This window comes from Teredinibacter haidensis (assembly GCF_014211975.1).
GTDB classification, from domain to species: Bacteria; Pseudomonadota; Gammaproteobacteria; order Pseudomonadales; family Cellvibrionaceae; genus Teredinibacter; species Teredinibacter haidensis.
Genome location: NZ_CP060084.1, coordinates 3,982,914 through 4,005,404 on the forward strand (window position 1 = coordinate 3,982,914; position 22,491 = coordinate 4,005,404).

At 48.9% G+C, this 22,491-nt stretch carries 21 protein-coding genes; 9 read left to right on the forward strand and 12 right to left on the reverse strand.

Going from position 1 to position 22,491, the window contains the following annotated elements; all coding sequences use genetic code 11:
• From gyrB to H5715_RS16115, 3 genes are all read left to right on the forward strand, one after another.
• On the forward strand, positions 1 to 2,421 hold the full coding sequence (gene gyrB, locus H5715_RS16105) for a DNA topoisomerase (ATP-hydrolyzing) subunit B (RefSeq protein WP_075184752.1): 2,421 nt from the start codon (positions 1 to 3) through the stop codon (positions 2,419 to 2,421).
• Between the two features lie 242 nt (positions 2,422 to 2,663).
• Positions 2,664 to 3,470: a HupE/UreJ family protein gene (locus tag H5715_RS16110; RefSeq protein WP_075184751.1), complete on the forward strand. Its 807-nt coding sequence runs from the start codon at positions 2,664 to 2,666 to the stop codon at positions 3,468 to 3,470.
• The gene (locus H5715_RS16115; RefSeq protein WP_075184750.1) at positions 3,463 to 3,831 is read left to right on the forward strand and encodes a DUF6488 family protein; all 369 of its coding nucleotides are present in this window, start codon (positions 3,463 to 3,465) and stop codon (positions 3,829 to 3,831) included. Before H5715_RS16110 ends, H5715_RS16115 begins: the two co-directional genes overlap by 8 nt.
• A gap of 41 nt (positions 3,832 to 3,872) precedes the next feature.
• On the opposite strand, the gene H5715_RS16120 is transcribed toward H5715_RS16115, so the two are convergent.
• The gene (locus tag H5715_RS16120) at positions 3,873 to 4,934 is read right to left on the reverse strand and encodes a GDSL-type esterase/lipase family protein (protein ID WP_075184749.1); all 1,062 of its coding nucleotides are present in this window, start codon (positions 4,932 to 4,934) and stop codon (positions 3,873 to 3,875) included.
• On the reverse strand, positions 4,918 to 5,481 hold the full coding sequence (locus tag H5715_RS16125; protein WP_075184802.1) for a PhnA domain-containing protein: 564 nt from the start codon (positions 5,479 to 5,481) through the stop codon (positions 4,918 to 4,920). The genes H5715_RS16120 and H5715_RS16125 overlap by 17 nt, the downstream gene beginning before the upstream one ends.
• Before the next feature lie 99 nt (positions 5,482 to 5,580).
• On the opposite strand from H5715_RS16125, the gene rrtA reads away from it, so the two are divergent.
• From rrtA to H5715_RS16145, 4 genes are all read left to right on the forward strand, one after another.
• Entirely contained in the window at positions 5,581 to 6,207 is a 627-nt protein-coding gene (gene rrtA, locus H5715_RS16130) for a rhombosortase (RefSeq protein WP_075184748.1), read from the forward strand.
• Between the two features lie 113 nt (positions 6,208 to 6,320).
• Complete coding sequence (locus tag H5715_RS16135) at positions 6,321 to 8,261, forward strand: acetoacetate--CoA ligase (RefSeq protein ID WP_075184747.1); 1,941 nt, start codon at positions 6,321 to 6,323, stop codon at positions 8,259 to 8,261.
• Positions 8,262 to 8,295: 34 nt separating this feature from the next.
• Complete coding sequence (locus H5715_RS16140) at positions 8,296 to 8,700, forward strand: hypothetical protein (RefSeq protein ID WP_075184746.1); 405 nt, start codon at positions 8,296 to 8,298, stop codon at positions 8,698 to 8,700.
• A gap of 10 nt (positions 8,701 to 8,710) precedes the next feature.
• Complete coding sequence (locus tag H5715_RS16145) at positions 8,711 to 9,343, forward strand: MarC family protein (RefSeq protein WP_075184745.1); 633 nt, start codon at positions 8,711 to 8,713, stop codon at positions 9,341 to 9,343.
• A gap of 10 nt (positions 9,344 to 9,353) precedes the next feature.
• Here the strand turns inward: H5715_RS16145 and H5715_RS16150 are convergent, their stop codons facing one another.
• The 5 genes from H5715_RS16150 to glyQ form a co-directional block, all read right to left on the reverse strand.
• Positions 9,354 to 9,707 carry a hypothetical protein gene (locus H5715_RS16150; protein WP_075184744.1) on the reverse strand — a complete coding sequence of 118 codons (354 nt, stop codon included), beginning with the start codon at positions 9,705 to 9,707 and terminating at the stop codon, positions 9,354 to 9,356.
• Positions 9,707 to 10,126, reverse strand: a complete 420-nt coding sequence (locus tag H5715_RS16155) for a DUF6524 family protein (RefSeq protein WP_075184743.1) — start codon at positions 10,124 to 10,126, stop codon at positions 9,707 to 9,709. The genes H5715_RS16150 and H5715_RS16155 overlap by 1 nt, the downstream gene beginning before the upstream one ends.
• A gap of 12 nt (positions 10,127 to 10,138) precedes the next feature.
• The gene (locus tag H5715_RS16160) at positions 10,139 to 10,849 is read right to left on the reverse strand and encodes a lysophospholipid acyltransferase family protein (protein ID WP_246434584.1); all 711 of its coding nucleotides are present in this window, start codon (positions 10,847 to 10,849) and stop codon (positions 10,139 to 10,141) included.
• A 233-nt stretch (positions 10,850 to 11,082) separates the two neighbouring features.
• Positions 11,083 to 13,152, reverse strand: a complete 2,070-nt coding sequence (gene glyS, locus H5715_RS16165) for a glycine--tRNA ligase subunit beta (RefSeq protein WP_075184742.1) — start codon at positions 13,150 to 13,152, stop codon at positions 11,083 to 11,085.
• A 2-nt stretch (positions 13,153 to 13,154) separates the two neighbouring features.
• Entirely contained in the window at positions 13,155 to 14,105 is a 951-nt protein-coding gene (gene glyQ, locus H5715_RS16170) for a glycine--tRNA ligase subunit alpha (protein ID WP_075184741.1), read from the reverse strand.
• Between the two features lie 145 nt (positions 14,106 to 14,250).
• On the opposite strand from glyQ, the gene H5715_RS16175 reads away from it, so the two are divergent.
• A complete protein-coding gene (locus H5715_RS16175; RefSeq protein ID WP_075184740.1) occupies positions 14,251 to 15,144 on the forward strand; it encodes a lysophospholipid acyltransferase family protein in 894 nt (297 codons plus the stop codon).
• Positions 15,145 to 15,708: 564 nt separating this feature from the next.
• A complete protein-coding gene (locus tag H5715_RS16180) occupies positions 15,709 to 16,521 on the forward strand; it encodes an HAD-IIA family hydrolase (RefSeq protein WP_075184739.1) in 813 nt (270 codons plus the stop codon).
• A gap of 222 nt (positions 16,522 to 16,743) precedes the next feature.
• Here H5715_RS16180 and H5715_RS16185 read toward each other — a convergent pair whose 3' ends face one another.
• The 5 genes from H5715_RS16185 to def are packed head-to-tail and all read right to left on the reverse strand — an operon-like array spanning position 16,744 to position 22,478.
• Positions 16,744 to 18,192 carry a TrkH family potassium uptake protein gene (locus H5715_RS16185; RefSeq protein WP_075184738.1) on the reverse strand — a complete coding sequence of 483 codons (1,449 nt, stop codon included), beginning with the start codon at positions 18,190 to 18,192 and terminating at the stop codon, positions 16,744 to 16,746.
• A complete protein-coding gene (gene trkA / locus H5715_RS16190; RefSeq protein ID WP_075184737.1) occupies positions 18,192 to 19,655 on the reverse strand; it encodes a Trk system potassium transporter TrkA in 1,464 nt (487 codons plus the stop codon). The genes H5715_RS16185 and trkA overlap by 1 nt, the downstream gene beginning before the upstream one ends.
• 39 nt (positions 19,656 to 19,694) lie before the next feature.
• Entirely contained in the window at positions 19,695 to 21,041 is a 1,347-nt protein-coding gene (rsmB, locus tag H5715_RS16195; protein WP_425506999.1) for a 16S rRNA (cytosine(967)-C(5))-methyltransferase RsmB, read from the reverse strand.
• Entirely contained in the window at positions 21,005 to 21,949 is a 945-nt protein-coding gene (fmt, locus tag H5715_RS16200; RefSeq protein WP_083607940.1) for a methionyl-tRNA formyltransferase, read from the reverse strand. The genes rsmB and fmt overlap by 37 nt, the downstream gene beginning before the upstream one ends.
• 22 nt (positions 21,950 to 21,971) lie before the next feature.
• On the reverse strand, positions 21,972 to 22,478 hold the full coding sequence (gene def / locus H5715_RS16205; protein ID WP_075184735.1) for a peptide deformylase: 507 nt from the start codon (positions 22,476 to 22,478) through the stop codon (positions 21,972 to 21,974).
• Between the last annotated feature and the right edge of the window lie 13 nt (positions 22,479 to 22,491).

The window sequence follows — 22,491 nt, forward strand, 5'->3', positions numbered from 1 at the left end:
ATGAGCGAACAAAACAATTACGACTCGTCGAGCATTAAAGTATTGAAAGGCTTGGATGCTGTACGCAAGCGTCCTGGAATGTATATCGGCGATACAGATGACGGTACTGGCTTGCATCATATGGTGTTCGAATTGGTCGATAATTCAATAGATGAGGCATTAGCTGGGCACTGCAGCGAAATTAAGGTGGTCATTCACCCAGATGAGACTGTATCTGTATCGGATAATGGCCGTGGTATACCAACTGAAATGCACGAAGAAGGGGTGTCGGCAGCTGAAGTTATTATGACGGTACTGCACGCGGGCGGTAAATTTGACGATAATAGTTATAAAGTTTCTGGTGGTTTGCACGGCGTGGGTGTTTCGGTTGTAAATGCGCTTTCTGAAAAGCTTAAACTAACCATTCGTCGTGGAGGGCAGGTGTTTGAGCAAGTCTACAAACATGGTGTTCCCCAGGCACCCCTGGCCGTAATTGGTGAAACAGATGCTAGTGGTACAGAGGTTCATTTCTTCCCCTCAGGAGAAACTTTTACCAGCATCAAGTTTCATTTTGAGCAACTGGCGAAGCGTTTGCGGGAGTTATCCTTCCTGAATTCCGGCGTTCGAATCGTTCTACAGGACGAACGTTCCGGAAAAGAAGAGGTTTATGAATATGAAGGCGGCCTACATGCCTTTGTTGCTTACCTTAATCAAAACAAAACGGCTGTTAACAAAGTCATCCACTTCTCCACCCAGCGAGAAGACGGCGTGGGCGTAGAAGTGGCGCTGCAGTGGAACGATAGTTTCCAGGAAAATATCTTTTGCTATACCAACAATATCCCCCAAAGGGATGGCGGTACACACCTAGCCGGTTTTCGTGCGGCCTTAACTCGTGGACTGAACAGCTATATTGAACGTGAAGGGCTAGGCAAAAAAGAAAAGGTAAATACTACCGGAGATGATGCCCGGGAGGGATTGACCGCTATTGTGTCTGTGAAAGTGCCGGACCCTAAATTTTCTTCGCAAACGAAAGACAAACTGGTTTCTTCTGAAGTGAAGACGGCGGTAGAGCAGGAAATGGGCATTTCCTTTAACGAGTATTTATTGGAAAACCCACAGGAAGCCAAAGCCATAGTGGGTAAAATGATAGAGGCGGCTAGAGCCCGCGAAGCAGCCAGAAAGGCTCGAGAGATGACGCGCAGAAAAGGGGTACTGGATATTGCTGGTTTGCCGGGTAAGTTGGCAGACTGCCAGGAGAAAGACCCAGCGCTATCTGAAATTTACCTGGTGGAGGGTGATTCGGCTGGTGGTTCTGCAAAACAGGGGCGTGATCGTCGTACCCAGGCGATTTTGCCGTTAAAAGGTAAAATCCTTAATGTTGAGAAAGCCCGTTTTGACAAAATGCTATCTAGTGTCGAAGTGGGAACACTAATTACCGCATTTGGTTGCGGCATTGGTGCGCAAGAGTTTAATGCGGACAAATTGCGTTATCACAGTATTATTATCATGACGGATGCCGATGTGGATGGTTCACACATTCGCACCTTGTTATTGACGTTCTTCTTTCGTCAAATGCGTGAACTCATTGAACGCGGGCATATTTATATTGCCCAGCCACCGCTGTACAAGATCAGCAAAGGTAAGCAAGAGCAGTACATTAAAGATGATGAGGCTCTAACCGACACCCTCACCAGCGCGGCCTTGGATAGCTCTCAACTTCACGTTTCTGCCGATGCGCCTGCGTTGGCCGGCGCTAGGCTAGAGGCTCTGGTTCGCGATTACCGCTTCACCATGGCCATTATCAGTAAGCTTTCGCGCCTTTACCCGGAAGAAGTACTGCAAGAGCTTGTTCATATGCCAACACTAGCGGCGGAGACCATGTCATCGCTGGAAACGGTAGAGGCATGGATTACAGAATTACAACTGCGTATGGATGTACTTAATAGTAACTCCAAAACCCATGCTTTTAGCGTTACGGCGATTGAAAATAAGGAGCGTGGCGAATACCTTCCACTGATAACCGTTACAGCACACGGCGTAGCCCACGAGGTACGATTGAATACCGAGCTATTTGCCTCGGGTGATTACGCACATATTCGTTCGTTAGGCGAGCAACTGGACGGATTAATTGAAGAGGGCGCCTACGTCGCCAAAGGTGACCGCAAGCGCGAGGTATCCAGCTTTGCAGAAGCACTCGATTGGATTATGAATGAATCGAAGAAGGGATATAACATCCAGCGCTATAAAGGGTTGGGTGAAATGAACCCCGAGCAGTTGTGGGAAACTACAATGGATCCCGAAACGCGCCGAATGCTACAGGTAACCGTAGAAGACGCTATAGCCGCCGACCAGATATTTACCTGCTTGATGGGCGATCAGGTTGAACCGCGTAGAGAGTTTATCGAAACCAATGCCTTGGCCGTTGCGAACTTGGATGTGTAAAACAGAATAGTACCCATTTACTTTTGTAATTGAGAATCTATACAATCTAAAAACGAGTTTAATAGCTCGTTTTTTTGTATTTATTAAGCGTTCGTTGTGTGAGTATTTCTACTTCTAACGAAATTTTTTGTGATCTTAATGAAAAGGTTTGGATGCGAGCAAGTGTAGAGCGGATTATTCAGATTAAAAATCTGACATAACATATAACTGCAACTAGACCTTTCAATGGATGTTTGTGATAAATGAAAAAAATAATAACGATGATAGGTATCAGTTTAATCAGTGGTTTGTGTTGGAGCCATGGTGTTTCTGTTGAAGATCAATTGCGCATGCAGCAGGCGGGATTTTTTGATTACATCCTGTTGGGTGGTGAGCATATGCTTACCGGCTATGATCACCTGCTTTTTCTTTTTGGCGTTATCTTTTTTCTGGATAATGTTAAAGACATTTTAAAGTTTATTACCGCGTTTACTTTCGGACATTCGATTACCTTAATTGGTGCTACGCTGGCTGGCTGGCAAGCGAATTATTTTTTAATTGATGCGGTCATTGCGCTAACGGTCTGCTATAAAGCATTTGAAAACCTGGATGGATTTAAGCGCTATTTTCGATCAGCATCGCCAAACTTATTAATGATGGTCTTTGGCTTTGGACTAATTCACGGTTTTGGTTTATCTACCCGTCTGCAGCAACTACCGCTGGGGCAAGAAAATATTATCGTGAAGGCAATTGCATTTAATATCGGCGTTGAATTGGGGCAAATTGTTGCCCTTGTTATTATGATGCTGATATTGGCCGGTTGGAGAAAAAGGCAGAGCTTTGATGTGTTCAGTCGAGTAACTAATACTGTCTTATTGTTTGCCGGCGGCGCCTTGTTTTTAATGCAGTTGCACAGCTATCAGCACAGTAGCTTTCCCGATGAGTTTCCTCTAAATACAGATGATCACCATCATGCCCACGAAGAAACGGCTAAAGCGAGCGTTTTACAATCGTACCCAAAACGTATATTTCTAAATGAAAAATCAAAAGGCGAGCAAAATAATGAATAAAATAATAATGATTTTTGGTTTTTTGATTGGCACTTTTTGCTCTCAAGTATTTGCACATCAGAATCATGTTCACGATCCGATTGATGAAATAAAAGCCAGGGAAATTGCACTGGTGGTTGTGGTTGAATTTTCGACAAGAGATGTTGGCCTGGAGTTTGGGCAATTGGCTCCCAGTTGGAAGTTACTGCAAATGTCTGCTGCGAGTATTCAGGAAAATCGTCCTCAATACTATATTGTTGCCGTGGAAAATAACGCAGAAAAACGCAGCCTGTTCGTTTTAATGAGTGCAAGTGGTGAAGTCTATGACGCAAACTTTACGGGAAAATTTCCATTATTGGAAAAGTTGAGTGGAGGCCATTAGGCGCAATTAAAAAAGGCCTGATATACATCAGGCCTCGTATTTTAGAACCAATTTTTCTGTTTTAGCCAAACAACTAATTCATCGGCCATGATCTTATGGTTTTTGACTCGTGGGTGTAGGTTGTGCCAGTGCTTGAACACATAGTGGTAAATGTTCTCGTCCGTTGCTTCCAGGGCGGTAACTACTTTTTCCCAGGGTTTAATTAGCCTTTCGCTTTTTGCACCACCGTACATCCCTCCACGCAAAATAACGATTTTGCTGTTGGGGTAGGTAGTACGCAGGCGTTTTACTTGTTCGATATAGCGGCTGGCGTAATCCGCGGGAAACTCCATATTGTTATTTTTGGAGAATGAGTCGTCGTTCTCTCCGTAATTAACGAAAACGACATCGGGTTTAAAGTAGCTGGGTTTTGCGATTTCTGATGTCGGATCGGGGTAGTAACGGTTCCAAACTTTGTCAACGGTGTAGGGCTGGTAGCCGACAGAAATGCCGATGCCACTAATTGCTATATTACGGAAATCTGCGTCGAATGCATTGGCAACCAGAGTCGCGTAGCTTTTTGCATTGTTGTGTGTGGAATAATCACTCCACTGGTCTGCTGTGGGCTCATCTTCGTTACAGGCGCCGACGGTAATGGAATCGCCATAGAATATAAAGCGGGTTGTATAATCTTTGGTCTGTGGCCGCTTTGTTTTTTCTCGGTTATCTATTTTAATACCTTTAAAAGCGATATGGCCGGTGCTTGCTTCGTTTCGCTTAAATAAGGTGATGCTGTGCCAGCCGTCATCCAGCTTAACCGGACTTTCAATCCAGCCATTCTGCCCTTTCAGCAGGTACGTTACGCCATCTATCTCTGCATCAAAATACGCCTGTCCTTCAAGCCCACTAAAACCCAGCTGCAGCTTCGGCCCACTGAATTCTATGGCGACAATTGATGCCTGCCATACGACAACTGGCGCAGATGAATTGCTGAAATCAATACGTCCCTGATAATGGAACGTCGTATCGTTTGCGGGAATGACACGTGCAAGAACGGAAACACTAAGCAGTAAAGCAAAGGCCAAGAAACCTAAGCTTAGAAACGTTTTATGATTTTTTAACATAGCAAGTTAAAAGCACGATACGGGTACCGTTGACTTTCCCTTCGATGTGTTCAGGATTACTGGTAAGAGAAATATTTCTTACCGCTGTGCCGCGCTTGGCGGTGAAGTTAGCGCCTTTTACATCCAGATCTTTGATTATCGTGATGTTATCACCAGCTTTTAATTTTGCGCCATTGCAGTCCTTTGTGGTAATTATCTCCTCAAAAAAAGCGGGATCGCTTTGCGCCCAGGCAAGCGTGTCTTCATCAATATAGAACAGTTCAAGTAAGTCGGCTGCCCAGCTGGATGAATTAAACTTTTTCATTACGCGCCAAGCCATTACCTGAACGCCTGGTAAAGGGCTCCACATGGAATCCTTGATGCAGTGCCAGTGGCTCTCAACCATTGAGGAGGGGTTGGAAACCTGTTCGAGACAGGTATTGCACAACAACAGGTCTTTATCGCTAATGTTGTCGCCGGGGATTTCAAAGGGGGAGAGATTGGTGTCGGACGCGCAAAGCTCACACTGTGATGAGCTGCGCTCCTTTAATTCGTTAATAGATGCCATGAAAACAACCTGTAGTAAAAAGGAAAGCGCGGTCAAAACTGGCATTCAGGTAAACCAGTCGGGATAATGGAAAAGAATTGTTCAAAACTGAAACTGTATATGTCCTATCCATCGCCCACGCATACTATCAATCCGATACTGGTTTTCCAAATATTGCCCGCATTAACGGTACTGTTTTTTTTAGGTGCACTAGGTGAGTGGCTTAATCCTTGGTTGCTGTATGAGCGCACTGGTCTGGAGAGTGGAGAAGTTTGGCGCCTATTTAGCGCTCACATCGTGCACCTGGGGATGACGCACTGTATTTTAAATGCTGTGGGCTTGTGCCTCATCCTACAACTATTCAAAGGCTTGTTTCGCAGCGGGTTTTGGTGGTTCGCTGTTACGAGCCTGAGTATGGGGATCAGCGCGCTGTTTTACTGGCTCAATCCGGGTTTAGCTTACTACGCGGGCCTATCCGGGGTTTTGCACGGCTTGTTGGCACTCGCTCTGGTGACAGCGATTTTTGACGATAAGCTATTTCGCCGACCGATGGTGGTATTGGCCGTCGTAGCCCTTATAGGCAAGCTGATCTATGAGCAAACGTCGGCTTACAGTGCGGGTTATATAGAAGATGCCATGGGAGCGCCAGTGGTGGTGGATTCCCATCTCTATGGCGCAATACTGGGTGCCATTCTGGCGCTTGTAAAACGCGGTATAGCGGTTCTGCGAAAGAATGATCAAATTTAAGTCAATAGATATGCTGTAACGCAGCATATAATCGGCTATCATTACTGCATTATCCGCCTCACCAGCACAGCTGATGTCCGGTTCTGTGAAGTTCTGCTAACAGGAGCTTTACCATGCTTTGGCAAGCCAGCGAAACTCGCTCAAACAACTCGCAAATGCAGCGCTTTATCGACTATATCCACAGCCGATATAGGTTGTCGCATGCGGATTACGCTTCCCTTTATCAATTCTCCATTGACCAGCCAGGCAACTTCTGGCGTGAGTTAGTCGACTATTTCCAGGTGTCATTCGAGGGCGATCTGTACCCAGAAGTGACGGATATTTCGTTTGAGCGTTACGGCTGGTTTCCGAATGTTCAGCTCAACTTTGCCGAAAATTTGTTAGAGCGGGGCGGTGAGAATACGTTGGCGCTTAAATCACTATTGGAAAACGGTAGTAAGCGCGAGTATACCTATGGGCTTTTAAAACGATTGGTGGCGGGTTTTCAGGCTCAAATTGCGGGCTGTTTACGGCAGGATGATGTGCTGGCCTGCTACATGCCGAATATAGCTGAAACGGTTATTGCTATGCTGGCTACAACCGCTAGTGGTGGCGTGTTTACGTCAACTAGCGCAGATTTTGGAATAGATGGTGTTGTCGATCGCTTTGGGCAATCGTTGCCCAAAGTCTTGGTGGCGTGCGCTGGCTACGAGTATAACGGCAGGTATTTTGATTGCTTGGAAAAAGTCCAACAGATCGTTAAGAAAATTGATTCCATTGAAAAAGTGGTGATTATCGACCGCTACGATAAGCAGCCGGATATTAGCAAGGTGCCGCTCGCCGAAATGTGGCAAGCAGAAACCTTCGGGGAAACGAATACCGAAATCCAATACCAGCCTCGCGCTTTTTCAGCGCCGCTCTACATTATGTATTCTTCCGGGACCACAGGGAAACCCAAGTGTATTGTTCACGCCACAGGCGGCGTATTGTTACAGCATATTAAAGAGTTGGGGTTACACAGCGATCACCAAAAGGGGAAAAACATTTTTTTCTTTACCACCTGTGGCTGGATGATGTGGAACTGGCTGGTAAGTTCGCTATTTTTTGGCGGGACAACTACTCTCTACGAGGGCAGCCCGGCCTATCCTAGCTACGAAGGTTTTATTAGTTTGATTGGCCAGGAAAATATTAATATTTTTGGTACGTCACCTAAATATTTAAAGGCATTGGAAAACAGTAAAACGGACCTTAAGGTACTTGATTTTACGCCGTTGGAAACGATTTTATGTACCGGCGCACCGCTGCTGCCGGAGCAATATGATTTTGTTTACAACCGCTTAAAACGTGATGTTTTGTTGGCAAGTATTTCCGGTGGTACTGACATAATCGGTTGTTTCTTCCTGGGCAATCCGGTGCTACCTGTATACAGGGGAGAGCTTCAATGTGCGGGGCTTGGAATGGATGTGGCCTGCCTGGGGGAAGGCGGAAAAACAGTTATTGAGGTTCAGGGTGAGCTGGTGTGTCGGAAAAGTTTTCCCTCCAGGCCTATTCATTTTCTAAATGATCCAGATAATCAAAAATTGAAGGAAGCGTATTTCAATACTTACCCGGGTATCTGGTATCACGGAGATTTTATTAAGATTACCGGCAGGGGTGGCGCTATATTTTTTGGGCGGAGTGACGCGACTTTAAATCCTGGTGGTGTTCGCATTGGCACTAGCGAGGTCTATCGGCAGACGGAAACGCTGGACTATATTGAAGATACGGTTTGTGTTGGCAAACAGGTGGATGGTGATATCGATGTGGTTCTGTTTGTGAAAATGAAAGCGGGCGAAACGCTTAGCGAAGCAAGGATTGCAGAGATTAAACAGCGTATAAAAGTTAATACAACACCTAGGCATATTCCGAGACAGGTATTTTCGGTAAAGGATATTCCTTATACCCGTTCTGGGAAAAAGATAGAATTGGTAGTTACACGAGTTATTAACGGACAGCTGGTTACCAATAAAGAAGCGATCGCAAATCCAGAATGTTTGAATGAATATGAGCGCTTCTTTCATACGGAAGAGGCGTAATGATCTTGTTGGTGAGTACAAGGAGGGTAGTAGCATGTATCCGTGGTTATTTTGGTTTTGGGCGCCGCAGTTTCATTATCCTTTAAGTGGTGATGTTGCTCAGCGAATAGCACCCAGTTGGTTTTTTCAGGGCATTAGTGAAAAATCTGGTAATAAAACGATTGAGGAAAAAGCTTTTAACAAAGCCAGCTATGGAACTCAGTTAGGTTTGATTACAGAGGTGTTGTTGGAGGCAGTGAAGGAAAGTGATCTTGTATCGGAAAAATCCAGGCTATCACTAAAAAAGCTGAACGATCTTCGGAATGTAATTGAGAAGCTTAAAGTTGAAGAATATGAAGTTATGGCCAACACTATGGCTGAGACTTTGCGTAAAGCAAAGGAAAGCGGTAGCGAAAACCATGGCAGAATGAAAAGTATTCTAATGCCGCAACTAGAGTAAAAAGGCAGATATGTTTGAAACGGCCATAGTCAGTATTACCACCTTTTTTGCCACCATTGGGCCTATTGATGTTGCGGCAATGTTCGCGGCTTTGACGCCTGTCGCCACCTCTCGAGAGCGCCGTACGCTAGCGATACGCGCCAGCTTAATTGCTGCGGGGATTCTGCTGACCTTTGCGTTGATTGGTGAGTTCTTGCTGAAAAGCCTGGGCATTTCACTTGCTGCATTAAGAACCAGCGGCGGGGTTTTACTGTTACTAATGGCGGTGGATATGGTTTTTGCCCGCTCATCTGGAGGCACCTCTACAACAGAAGAAGAGGTTGCGGAAGCGACAACCAAACGGGATATTGCGGTTTTCCCCCTGGCGACGCCGCTAATCGCCGGGCCGGGCGCAATGGGTGCGGTAATTCTGTTAATGGCTAACGCGGAAGGGAATGTTGCGATTCAGGCGACTGTTATTTTTTCACTTATTGTGATGTTGGTTTTTACCTTAATGTGTTTATTACTGGCAGGACAAATACACAAAATGCTGGGTGTAACGGGCATGCATGTCGTTACCCGTGTTATCGGTGTTTTACTTGCCGCGCTTGCTGTTCAATTTGTCTTTGATGGCATTGGACAGAGTGGTATTTTTAAGGGCTGATGAGAAGAGCTTAATCGCTGGGGTCACACCAGCAGCCTTTTTCTGTTGTACACACCTTTGTTGAACCCTCTTCTTGGCAATCCAAAGCTTCGGCACCTCTATGTTTTAGATCGACGGGATGTTCGCTGCTTTCCTCGACTTTGCTGTCTACCTTACTGAGAACTTCTTTAATAAATTTAATATCGGCGGCAATGGCCTCGAGGATGTCGGGGTTTGTGCCATCGTGTACTACGCGCGGGTTCTCCCCCTGCTCTTCGCGTTGTTGCTTACGTGTTTTTCCGTCATGAACGAGCATTGACGTGGCACAGGATGAACAAAAAGCCACGAGCACACCGGCAAAAAGTAGGTCTGCCTTAAATTTCATTAGTTATCTACGTCGTCCATATCCACTTGACCGGTAATACGGCGACGAATGTGAGACCAGGAAATGCCCAAAGACAGCATTACCGCTAACACCAGAATAACAACCCAGCTAAATACAGATACGTTATCGAGGCTTAGCCAGCCTAGATCGACAAAAAGCCAGATAACGCAACCAAAAAATAACGCGGCGAGCGTTAGGCCAATTACACCCAGGGATCGGAAAGTTGAGCGCAGGTAAATGGCCCAGCCAATAAGCAATGCAACGCCCGAAACAGCAAGTACGGGAGTAATAGACGGAAAGGTTTGCACTAGCCAGTGGCTGAAAGAATAGCCAGTTGGATTGTAGCTACACAGTACAAGAATCAACGCGAACAGTAGGCGCAGGCCAAACTGGGCTAAGGTGAATTGGGGGTTGCTCATGGTTATAAATCCTTATAATGATGTCATGGTAGATTCGATCCAGCTTTCTACTTCTTCTATTAATGCCTTACTGGTTTTGCCCTGGGGTGAAATCGGTGGGCCGATAACCACTGAAATACAGCCCGGCTGTTTAACCAATTTTTTTGTTGGCCAAAAGAGCCCTGAGTTAACGGCGACTGGGACGATATCAATACCTGTTGCTACCGCGATATCCGCTCCACTGCGTGCGTACCTGCCTCTTTCGCCCGGCGGAATTCGCGTACCTTCTGGAAACAAAAGAATATTGTAGCCGCTATTAATTCGTCTTAAGCTTTTTTCTTTTACCTGCTTTAGGGCTAAACGTGGATTACTTCGGTCGATAGCGATAGGTCGCAATGCCGCCAGGCCCCAGCCGAAAAAGGGAATACGTAAAAGCTCTCGCTTCAAGACGGTAGACGCGGGCCAGAATAAGCCCTGTAGAAACAGAGTTTCCCAAGTGCTCTGGTGTTTTGATAGCACAATAACGGGCTTATCCTTCGTAGGCAGATATTCTGTACCAATAACCTGATAGCGAATACCGCAAATGACACGAACGAGAAATACCACCAGATGGGTCCAACTGACAATAATTTTATGCCGCGTTTTTAACGGAAGAGGCAGTAGCAGTACCGATACTATCCCGTATAGCGCACCGGAAAGATTGTATAGAACGGAGAAAAGAAACGAGCGGAGTTTAATAAACAAGTGTTTTTACCCTTTAGTTATAACGCTTAACAGTTTCCACTGGCTGGATTTAATTTACTAAGACTGTTCTTTTGTGACGGCCGGTACAGGGGAAATACCTTAGAGTTATCGCCAATGTTACAGGACAAAGCAGACCGGTTGTCGTGTCTGTCGGCGTTGAAACCCGGCACGGCGTGGTCCGCGTTGTTTTGCCCAGTATTCTACAATCGGGGGCCTTTGGAGCCCCCGATCATTTACTTAACTGCGAGCAAAGAAATATCCGCTACCTCTAAAAACAGTTGCCGAAGCTTTTGTAATAGCGCCAAACGATTTTCCCGTACTTTGTCGTCATCGGTCATAACCATAACGTCATCAAAAAAAGTATCGACGGGCTGGCGCAACGCCGCCAGCAGTTTTAGTGCATCGGTATAGTTGGCAAGATCGAGGAGGGGCTTAACTTTCGCTTCTAGTTGCGCCAACTTTTCTGCCAGTGCTTTTTCTGCCGTTTCGCTTAGCAGTGAATGGTCTACAGTTTCAGCGGGCTTGTGATCCATTTTTGCCAGGATGTTAGACACGCGTTTGTTGGCGGCGGCCAGTGCTTGGGCTTCTGCTAGTTTGCTGAATTCCGCAACGGCATAAACGCGGTTGTTAATATCCAGCGGTGTAGACAGACCTTTGGCGCTTACCGCCTGAAAAACCTCGGCAGAGATATTGGCTTCCTCATACCAAGCTCGGAAACGTTCGATCATATAGGTGATAACATCGTCCACAACATTGGTATTACTGAGCTCGTTAAAGTTCTCCGCAGCGGCAGAAATGAGTTCACGCAAATCCAGGTCGTATTCTTTTTCGACCAAAATACGAAGCGCACCTAGCGATGAACGGCGTAGGGCAAAGGGGTCCTTTGAGCCGGTAGGTTTTTGGCCAATACCGAATATACCCGTAATCGTATCCAGCCTGTCGGCAAGCGCGATAATTGAACCTGTTGCCGTAGCGGGTAACTCATCACCGGCAAACTTGGGCATATATTGTTCGTTAATAGCCTGTGCGACTTCGGCATCTTCACCATCGTTCTGGGCGTAATGGTAACCGGCAATACCCTGCATATCCGGGAATTCATAAACCATATTACTGACCAAATCGGATTTGCACAGCTCGGCTGCGCGCGAGGCAAGGGTGCCGCTTTCGCCAATTTTTTCAGCGATCAATTTGGAGAGCCTGGATATACGCTCGGTTTTATCAAAAATGGTGCCCAGCTTGGCTTGGAACACCACGGTTTTTAAGCGCTCGCGTTGAGCCACCAATGTGGTTTTCTTGTCGGTATCAAAAAAGAAAGCGGCATCGGCAAGGCGGGGGCGAATAACGCGCTCATTACCGTCGATAACCTGTGCGGGATCTTCACTGACGATATTGGACAGCGTAATAAAGTTGGGCAGCAACTGTCCGTCGTTATCGACGAGGTGGAAATACTTCTGGTGTTCTTTCATAGAAGATACCAGTGCCTCGGAGGGAATCGACAAGAAGCTCTCTTCAAACTTTCCGGCCAGTGCCACGGGGAATTCAACCAGTGCGGTAACTTCGTCGAGAAGATCGGCATCGATAACGGCGGTGCCGCCCAGTGTCTGAGCGGCTGCGTTAACCTGCTTGACGATCTCTGCCTGGCGGATACTGAAATCGGCAACGACCTTTCCGGTATTCGCCAGAGTTGCAGCGTAATCGGCGGCGTTTAAAAGTTCGATTTCCTGGTTGTAGTGAAAGCGGTGGCCCCGGGTTTTGTTGCCTGCTTTCAGACCGAGGATTTCGCCCTCCATCGCCCGGTTATCCAGCATCATTACCAACCAGTGAACCGGACGTACAAATTCGGTACGGCTGGCACCCCAGCGCATGCGCTTGTTGATGGGCAGGTTAGCTAATGAGGTGGCGACAATATCGGCAAGTAAATCTTCGGCAGCTTCACCACCGGCGGTTTTACTAAAAACCAGTTTGTCGATCTTGCCGTCGTTTTCGCTCTTTAGCTCGGAAAGGGCAATAGCGTTTTTATTGGCAAAGGCTTCTGCGGCTTTGGTGGGGTTTCCATCGGCATCGAAAGCGATTTTGGCGGGCGGCCCCCAGACTTTGATCGTTTCGGTTGGAGTGCTTTCTGCCAGACCTTCCACCAACATGGCCAAACGGCGAGGTGTGGCGTAGGGCTTAACGGAATCGAAAGATAATTTTTTGGCCTTCAAGCCCGCTTCAACGCCCTGAACAAACGCCTTGGACAAATGTTTTAACGCTGTTGGTGGCAGCTCTTCTGTACCCAGTTCAACTAAAAATTGGTGTGCCATGCTTATTCTCCCGCCTCGGCTTTAACACGATTCATCACTTCTTCCCGAAGTCCTTCGGGTGCCAGAGGGAAGCCCAGTTTCACGCGGGCATCGAAATAGGCCTGGGCCACATTTCGGGCCAGGGAGCGGACACGCAGAATAAAGCGTTGGCGCTCGGTCACCGAAATGGCTTGGCGTGCGTCCAATAGGTTGAAGGCGTGGGAGGCTTTCATAACCATTTCATAAGCGGGTAGCGGTAGGCCCGCTTCAATCAACTTGGTGGATTCCGCTTCGCACACATCGAAAGTGTGGAATAGGAATTCCACATTGGCGTGCTGAAAGTTGTAGTGGGACATTTCCACTTCGTTTTGATGGAACACATCGCCGTAAGTTACCTCGGTACCATCGGGGCTGATGGTCCAGACTAGATCGTAGATGGAGTTCTTGTTTTGCAGGTACATGGCGATACGTTCAATACCGTAGGTGATTTCGCCGGTCACGGGGTAGCATTCGAGCCCGCCGACCTGCTGGAAGTAAGTAAACTGCGTGACTTCCATGCCGTTTAGCCACACTTCCCAGCCCAGGCCCCAGGCGCCGAGGGTAGGCGATTCCCAGTTATCTTCCACAAAACGGATATCATGTACTTTCGTGTCTATTCCCAGCTTTTCCAGCGAACCCAGGTACAGTTCCTGAATATTGTCCGGTGAAGGTTTAAGCACTACCTGAAATTGGTAGTAGTGCTGTAAACGGTTGGGGTTTTCGCCGTAGCGGCCATCGGTGGGGCGGCGACAGGGCTGTACATAGGCGCTGTTCCAGGTTTCCGGGCCGATCGCACGCAAAAAGGTTGCGGGGTGAAAAGTACCGGCGCCCACTTCCATATCGAGTGGTTGCAAGACTACACAGCCCTGTTCAGCCCAGTATTGTTGCAGCGCCAGGATAAGGCCCTGAAAAGTTGAAACATCGGGATTAGACACGTTGAATGCTCTTGATGGATTTTAAAGGTCGGCAATTATACCGGTATGGGGGATAATCAGCCATCGCGGGTTTAAAAATGTGAGTGAGCACTTACATATTCCGCTTAACCCGTTCATTATATAACATGCAATTTTGACAGTAGAGGTGAGCCGTATCAAAGCCCGAATTATTCTTGGACTACTGACTCTGTTGGGGTGGATGTCGCTATCGGTTGCACATTTTCTGGGTGCTGGAATTGGCCGTTTAGCTTGGCGCCTGAACCCGCGAGAGGTCAAGGTAACGCACCGTAATATCGAATTGTGTTTTCCAGAATTGAGTGAATACGAGCAGCGACAAATGGTGCGAGCCAGCGTGCTGGAATCGGCCAAACTGTCGATAGAAATTTTACTGGTCTGGCAAAAGCCCCGTGAGTGGTTGATGAAGCGGGTGGTCGCTGTAAAGGGCGCCGAGTTGTTTGTGGGTGAAGAGGGCGACCAGCGTGGCGTCATTTTACTCGCCCCCCATATTGGCAATTGGGAAGTGTTGGGGCTTTATGCCTCTACGTTACGGGATATGGTTAGCCTCTACCAACCTCCCAAACAGGCCTTTCTTGAGCCCTTGATGACAAAAGGTCGTGAAAAGTATGGTGCCAAATTATTACCTACCGATGTTAAAGGCGTGGCGGGGGTTTTAAAGTTTTTAAAGCGTGGTGCCGCGAGCGGCATACTTCCCGACCAAGTACCTGCGGATGCAGGAGGGCGGTTTGCCAATTTTTTCGGCCAGCCCGCATTTACCATGACCTTGATCTGCCGCCTAATTGAAAAGACCGGTTGCCGTGTTGTAGCCGGAGCCGCGCTTCGCAGACCGGGTGGCTTTGAAGTGGTTTTTCAGGATGTTCCCCAGGAAATATTTAGCAAAGATGAAGAAACAGCCGTTACAGCGATGAATAAAGCGGTGGAAGAGGTGGTGGCGCTGTGCCCAGAACAGTATCAGTGGGAGTACAAACGGTTTAGAAAAGCATTGCCGGGTGAAGAGAGTGTCTATCGGGACCTCCTATAACGCTGGAAATAAATGGTGCGGTTTCCTGAATATATTGCCTCCGAGAAAATCGATCCCGACTCAGTAACGCAGAACAAATAGCGTGCTAAAGGCACTAGCATCACTATATATCTATAGCCCCAATCGTCTAAGAACATCTGAAGATAGCTAACGATCAAAAATACGCGATATTTTTAACTCTTCGGCTTTTACGTTTTGATACAGGCCGGTGAGCCGTTGTCCCATCTTGGCTTTTGGTTAGGCTTTCCCACCGTTGACAAAGCCGAACGCTCCTTGCGCACTGCTGCAGCACTATTTATGTTTTATATTGCCCACTTTTGGTGCGCACTTTCTTTTTGTCTGCCAAGTGCTGACCAAGCACAATCACAACTTAGGCGCGTCAACCGTCCTAAATTGCGCACGCATCCCAAAACGCCGACAAAACCGAATGAAAAATCCGACATGGTGTAAATGTTGCTGAACACCTACCGTAGAGTACGGCGGTTACCACGCGCTGTTATTGATCTGCTCTGAACGCCCGGTCGTTAACCCGTGCTTCGCTGTGAATAGATAAAGGAGTTTATTATGTCTTACCCTTACGGTTTCTTATTGGATATGGACGGTGTTGTTTATCGCGGTTCGACACCCATACCCGGTGCAGTTGAGGTTATCAACCGCATGATCACAAATCATATACCCGTGCTTTTCCTTACCAACAACAGCCAGAAAACCCGTCGCGATATAGCCTACAAACTGAATAAAATGGGAATCAAAGCAACGGAAAAACATATTTTTACCTGCGCCATGTCAACTGCTCGTTTCCTGGCCACGCAAAAGCCCAATGGAACCGCATTTGTTATTGGCGAAGGGGGTTTAAGTTTGGCCCTGCATGCCAGCGGGTTTTCGATTGTCGATGAGAACCCCGATTATGTCGTGGTGGGCGAAGGACGATTACTCAACTTTGAAACCTTGGAAAAAGCCACCCGCTTTGTGGCGAACGGCGCGAGACTGGTTGCCACCAATTTGGATGCAAGCTGCCCCACCGAAGACGGCATTCGACCCGGTTGCGGTGCGATTACCGCCATGATCGAAAAAGCTACGGGAAGACAGGCCTTCTACCTGGGAAAACCCAGCGGAATTATGATGCGGCTTGCACGGAAGGAGCTGGGCTTACGCACCGAAGATGTGGTGATGGTGGGTGATACCATGTATACCGATATTATCGGCGGCGTGGAAATGGGCTATCAAACCGTACTGGTTCTTTCTGGTGGCACGAAAGAAAGCGAAGTGGATCTGTACTCTTACAAACCCACGCACATCATTCCTAGCATTGCCGAATTGCCGGAACTTTTACCCGAAGCCTTTCGCCCGGTGGAATTGAAGGCAAAGGCGAGTTAAACGCTTGTTGCGCCCCGCCCTTGGTATCACTACTGGCAAGCAACGGCCGGTTGCGCCAAGGGCACAAAACGCGACGATTGAAATATGTTCAAAAAGCCCGGTCAGAAATGGCCGAGCTTTTTTTATATCAGTTTTTAGCGAATTGTTGCAGCTGGCCACTACGCTCTGCAAATTCATGTGAGGGTGGAGGCGCAGCAATTTTGAGGCGTTCCAGTCTCTCTGCTACCGTCGCCAGAACATTGGGGTAAACAAAACCAATAACGTAAACACCTCCAATCGCCCCAGCAGCATAGCAAAACACAGAATCCATTTTGCCGAAGAGTTGATATCGCCATAATGTGCAGCGACTTCGCCTAGCCCAGGGCCAAGATTGTTGAGACAGGCACCTACGGCAGTGAAGGCGGTGGTGAAATCCAGGCCGGTGCCCAGCAGCATGATAAACATCACCAGATAGGCGATAACGTAAACCGCAAAGAACCCCCAAACAGCCTCTACCACACGGTCGGACACGGTCGTTTTACCCACCTTGATGGGGATAATTGCGTTGGGGTGAATCAGGCGGTAAATTTCGCGAACGCCCTGACGAATAATCAGCAGCACACGAATCATTTTGATACCACCACCAGTTGAGCCCGCGCAGCCACCCATAAAGGCAAACAGAAAAATCAGGTAGGGAAGAAAAGTTGGCCAGATGGAGAAGTCGGCGACAGCGAAACCTGTAGTGGTCAGAATGGATACCAGTTCGAACAGGCCGTAGAGAAGGCTGGTTTGAACGTCGTAGGTATGGCTGGAAATCAGATAGCCTGTCGTTATCGCAATACCGAGCATCAACATGGCGGCATAAAAGCGAAATTCCGGGTCGCGTAAATAGTGCAGTAAGCCTTTACTTTGCCAGGCAAAAAAGTGTAACGCAAAGTTGACGCCCGAGAGAATCATAAAGAACGTACACACCAGCATTACCGGCCCGCTGTCGTAATAGCCAATGCTTTGGTCGTGGGTGGAAAAGCCGCCGATGGCGACGGTGGAAAAGGAGTGGCTGATAGCCTCAAACGGCGGCATGCCAGCAGCCCAGTAGGCGGCAGCACAGGCAACGGTTAGGCTTAAGTAGATCAGAAACAAAGCCTTGGCCGTTTCGGTTATGCGAGGTGTTAGCTTACTGTCCTTTACCGGGCCGGGGGTTTCGGCGCGGTAAAGCTGCATGCCGCCGATGCCGAGCATTGGCAGAATAGCCACGGCGATAACAATAATACCGATACCGCCGAGCCATTGGAGTTGCTGGCGGTAGTACAGGATCGAGCGCGGTAGCTGATCCAGCCCGGTTAACACCGTGGCCCCGGTGGTGGTGAGGCCGGAAAGGGATTCGAAGACCGCATCGACAACACTCATTTGAGTTGCATCGGCGAGCATTAATGGCAGCGAGCCGAACAGTGCGAGCACCGTCCAGAAGAGGGAGGTGATTAAAAAGCCATCGCGGGTGCTGAGATCCTGGCGAATATTATAGACCGGCAACCAGGCGACAAGGCCGGTACAAAAGGTGATAGCAAAGGCGAGAATAAAGCTGTCGTAGGCGCCGTCCCCATACCAGAGGGAGATAAAGACCGGCGGCATCAGGGTTAGGCTGAACAGCATCAGCAGTATGCCCAAAACTTTGGCGATGATAGCGTAATGCATTAGAAAAAAGTAAATCCGACTTGGAAGAGACGTTCAATATCGCGGGTGTAGCGTTTGTCAGTAAGGAATACGATCACATGGTCGCCGGATTCAATCACCACATCATCGTGGGCAATCAAGACTTCCTGCACGATTTGCCGGCTACTGCCACCACCACCCATGCTTAGCGCCATTTCGGCCCCGCGGATACTTCCGGCCGCGCTCTGCCCGGTATCAGATTCGCGTACAACGGCACCAATGGTCGCACCTTCGGGTAGATCGATATCTTCGATGGCGTGGCCGACAACCCTTGATGTTTTTGAATCCCCGTGGGCGATAACCTCGATAGCCTCTGCTGCGCCGCGCCTTAATGAGTGAACATTGACAATGTCACCGCGACGAACGTGCGTCAAAAGGGTGCCAATGGTCGCTAACTGTGGCGAAATGGTGATATCGATTTCGCTGTTCTGGACTAAATCGGCGTAGGCCGGATTACTGATAAGTGTCAGTACTTTTCGTGCGCCCATGCGCTTGGCGAGTAGGGACGACATAATGTTGGCTTCGTCTGAGTTGGTGACCGCTAGGAATACATCGGTGTCTTCAATATTTTCTTCCTGCAGCAATTCCTGGTTAGAGGAGTTGCCGGTGAGCACAATGCTGTTGGTGAGGCTCTCAGTCAGTTCCAGACTTCGTTCTCTATTGGCTTCGATTACTTTTACCGAATAGTTATTTTCAAGCTTTTCCGCCAGGCGCTGTCCGATATTGCCTCCGCCCGCAATAATGATGCGTTTATAGGGGCGGTCCAAACGGCGCAATTCACTCATCACGGCGCGAATATCTGCCCTCGCGGCGATAAAAAACACCTCGTCATCCGCTTCAATCACGGTATTTCCGGTGGGGGGAATGGGGCGGTTGCGCCGGTAAATGGCGGCAACGCGGGTATCAACATTGGGCATATGCTTGCGTAAAAAGCGCAGCTCTTGCCCCACTAGTGGGCCACCATAGTAGGCCTTTACTGCCACCAGTTGGACGGCGCCGTCGGCAAAATCCAGCACCTGCAAGGCGCCAGGTTGTTCGATCAGGCGATAGAGATAGTCGGAAACAATTTGCTCGGGGCTGATAATGACATCGACGGGAATGGCGTCGCTGCGGAAAAGACCCTCGTGGTTGGAGTATGCCTGTGAGCGAATGCGGGCAATCTTGGTGGGGGTTCGAAACAGGCTGTGGGCAATCTGGCAAGCAACCATATTGATCTCATCCACGCCCGTAACGGCGATAAGCATATCGGCGTCTTCAATACCGGCCCGCAGCAGCACCTCGGGGTGGGAGGCCTGGCCGTGCACCACGCCAATATCGATGCGGTCGCGCAGCTCGCGCAGATAACCCTCGTTGGCATCAACAACAGTAATATCGTTGTCTTCATTAGCCAGGTTGGCGGCTAGTGTTCCACCGACACGTCCTGCGCCGAGAATAATAATTTTCATAATGGTCCGTTAACCAGTGTGTTACTGATCGACATAAACTTATAGAGCTTTATAGAGCCGAGCATAGTAAAAACCATCGTGACCGCCGGCCTGAGGGAACAGTTGTCGACCGAACGGACGTCCCAGCCCCCAGGTGGCATTAATGGTTTGATGCTGGGCATCTGGCTGCTGCTTTAGAAACTGTTGGATGATGCTTTCATTTTCATCGGGCAAAACCGAACAGGTTGCATATACCAGTTCGCCGCCAGGTAACAGTGTTTGCCACAGTGTTTTTAATAATTCGAGTTGCAGCGCGCCAAGCTTAGCAAGATCGCTTTCGCGGCGCAGTAGTTTTATATCCGGGTGACGACGAATTACGCCGGTGGCAGAGCAGGGGGCATCAAGCAAAATACGATCAAAAGGGACGCCATCCCACCAGATTTTCAGCTTGCCTACATCTGCGACTTTTAAGCTAGCAGATAACTGCAAACGCTGCAGGTTTTGCTTAACACGTTCCATGCGAGTGGCTTCGAGGTCGACACATAGCAGTTCTTTTAGGGCGGGTTCACGTTCGAGAATATGGCAGCTTTTCCCCCCGGGCGCAGCACAGGCATCCAGTACCCGTTGCTGTGGTTGCAAGTTTAATAGCTCGGCAGCCAGTTGTGCGGCTTCATCTTGAACCGAAAAATGGCCTTGGGTGAACCCCGGCAGGCTGCGAATATCCGCACTTTCCAGCAGGCGTATACCGGTGCTATTTGTCGCGAGCGGCTCGGCAGCTATAGGTAATTCGCGAAGTTGCTGTAGGTACTGCTCGCGGTCTGTCTGTTGTTGGTTTACACGTAAACAAACCGGCGGCTGCTGATTGTTGGATTGCAGTATGGCTTGATAATGCTCTGGCCAGCTTTTGACAAGCTTATCGATAAACCACTGTGGGTGGCTAAAGGTGTATTCCGGGTTTTTCGCCAGCTGTGATTCGATATCGCTGCGATTGCGTAAAAAATTGCGCAGCAGGCCGTTAATCAATTTGCTGGCCCAGGGCTTTTTCAGTTTGCGGCTGGCGTTTACCGTTTCTGAAATAGCCGCGTGATCCGGAGTGCGCAGGTGCAGTATTTGAAACAGACCGAGCAGAATCAGAACCGATACATCGCAGTCTTTACTGCGCAAGGGTTTATCGAGCAATTGATTGGCAATGGCTTGCAGTTGGTAATACTGGCGCAGAGTTCCAAAGCAGAGTTGCTGAAACAGGCCGCGGTCTTTGGCGTCTACTTTTTCCAGCGCCGGTTCGAAAAGGGCGGAGAGGGATTGCCCTTTAGCGATAACGGGCGCGAGGGTGCGGGCGGCGAGTGCACGAATATTGGGGCTGGCCACGCTTAGGTTTGCTCGCCCAGCAGCGTACCGGTCGGACACAGATGGCTATGGCCGTTGGCAAACTCATCCAGAGACATGGCCTTTTTCCCTGGCAGTTGCAGGCGGCTGATCATCAGTACGCCTTCACCGCAGGCCACATGAAAGTGCTTGCGGTCGGCGGCTAGCACGGTGCCGGGCGCCGCATCGGTGCCGATGGGGCTGGTTTCAGCGGTGTGAATTTTCAGTCGCTCGCCATTAAGAGTGGTAAAGCACACAGGGAAAGGGTTGAAGGCGCGAACTTTACGGGCAATAAGCTCGGCGGGCTCCCGCCAGTTAATTTTGGCCTCGGCCTTGTCGATTTTGTGTGCGTAATTTGCCAGGGCGTCATTCTGTTTCTCTGCTTGAGTGTCGCCCTTATCGAGTAGCGAGAGTGTTTCCAGCAGTGCGGAAGGCCCCTGTGCAGCCAGTTTGTCATGAAGGCTGGCGGCATTATCTTCGCTGGTGATTACGCTGCGAGCTTTTAGCAGCATATCGCCGGTATCGAGGCCGATATCCATTTGCATAATGGTTACGCCGGATTCAGTGTCGCCAGCTTCAATTGCTCTCTGAATCGGAGCCGCACCGCGCCAGCGAGGCAGCAGGGATGCGTGAACATTCAGGCAGCCGAGCTTCGGAGCATCCAGCACCTGTTGTGGCAACAGCAGTCCATAGGCGACGACTATCATTACATCGGGCTGAAATGCGGCCAGTTCCTGCTGGGCCTCAGCGGACTTGAGGCTAGCGGGTTGGCGTACCGGAATTCCGGCAGAAAGAGCCAATTGCTTTACCGGGCTGGGAGTCAGTTTTTTGCCGCGGCCAGCGGGTCTATCTGGTTGAGTGTATACGGCAACCAACTCATGCTCGCTGTCGAGCAAGGCTTGCAGGTGACGGGCGGCAAACTCGGGAGTTCCGGCAAATAGAATGTTCAATGGGTGTCCTATTAAAGGGAGGTCACGCGTCGGCGCGATGCTGTTTTTCCAGCTTTTTGCGAATGCGTTGGCGTTTGATGTTGGACACGTAGTCCACAAACAATTTGCCTTTCAAGTGGTCGACTTCGTGTTGAATACACACGGCCAGTAGGCCTTCCGGCTCAAGGGTAAAGCTGTTGCCTTCCCGATTCAGTGCGGTTACGCGCACATGCTGCGGGCGTGTGACTTCTTCATAAAAGCCGGGAACAGACAGGCAACCCTCTTCGTAATCGAACAGGGTTTCATCCAGTATTTCGATCTTAGGATTAATAAAAACCAAAGGTTCGTCTTTATCCTCGCTGGTATCGATCACAATAATCTGTTCATGCACATTCACCTGGGTAGCGGCCAGACCAATACCGGGTGCTTCATACATGGTTTCAAACATATCGTCGACGATTTGACGAATACGGTCATCCACCTGCTCGACGGGCTTAGCGACATTTCGCAGACGGGGATCGGGAAATTCCAAAATAGGTAACAAGGCCATTACGTGACAGACT

Coding starts and splice junctions, on each gene's coding strand:
- rrtA (WP_075184748.1), top strand. CDS start 5,581: ATGTCCTATCCATCGCCCACGCATACTATCAATCCGATACTGGTTTTC.
- trkA (WP_075184737.1), bottom strand. CDS start 19,655: ATGAAAATTATTATTCTCGGCGCAGGACGTGTCGGTGGAACACTAGCC.
- glyS (WP_075184742.1), bottom strand. CDS start 13,152: ATGGCACACCAATTTTTAGTTGAACTGGGTACAGAAGAGCTGCCACCA.
- gyrB (WP_075184752.1), top strand. CDS start 1: ATGAGCGAACAAAACAATTACGACTCGTCGAGCATTAAAGTATTGAAA.
- H5715_RS16110 (WP_075184751.1), top strand. CDS start 2,664: ATGAAAAAAATAATAACGATGATAGGTATCAGTTTAATCAGTGGTTTG.
- H5715_RS16180 (WP_075184739.1), top strand. CDS start 15,709: ATGTCTTACCCTTACGGTTTCTTATTGGATATGGACGGTGTTGTTTAT.
- H5715_RS16135 (WP_075184747.1), top strand. CDS start 6,321: ATGCTTTGGCAAGCCAGCGAAACTCGCTCAAACAACTCGCAAATGCAG.
- H5715_RS16125 (WP_075184802.1), bottom strand. CDS start 5,481: ATGGCATCTATTAACGAATTAAAGGAGCGCAGCTCATCACAGTGTGAG.
- H5715_RS16185 (WP_075184738.1), bottom strand. CDS start 18,192: ATGCATTACGCTATCATCGCCAAAGTTTTGGGCATACTGCTGATGCTG.
- H5715_RS16145 (WP_075184745.1), top strand. CDS start 8,711: ATGTTTGAAACGGCCATAGTCAGTATTACCACCTTTTTTGCCACCATT.
- H5715_RS16155 (WP_075184743.1), bottom strand. CDS start 10,126: ATGAGCAACCCCCAATTCACCTTAGCCCAGTTTGGCCTGCGCCTACTG.
- H5715_RS16150 (WP_075184744.1), bottom strand. CDS start 9,707: ATGAAATTTAAGGCAGACCTACTTTTTGCCGGTGTGCTCGTGGCTTTT.
- def (WP_075184735.1), bottom strand. CDS start 22,478: ATGGCCTTGTTACCTATTTTGGAATTTCCCGATCCCCGTCTGCGAAAT.
- H5715_RS16140 (WP_075184746.1), top strand. CDS start 8,296: ATGTATCCGTGGTTATTTTGGTTTTGGGCGCCGCAGTTTCATTATCCT.
- H5715_RS16115 (WP_075184750.1), top strand. CDS start 3,463: ATGAATAAAATAATAATGATTTTTGGTTTTTTGATTGGCACTTTTTGC.
- H5715_RS16120 (WP_075184749.1), bottom strand. CDS start 4,934: ATGTTAAAAAATCATAAAACGTTTCTAAGCTTAGGTTTCTTGGCCTTT.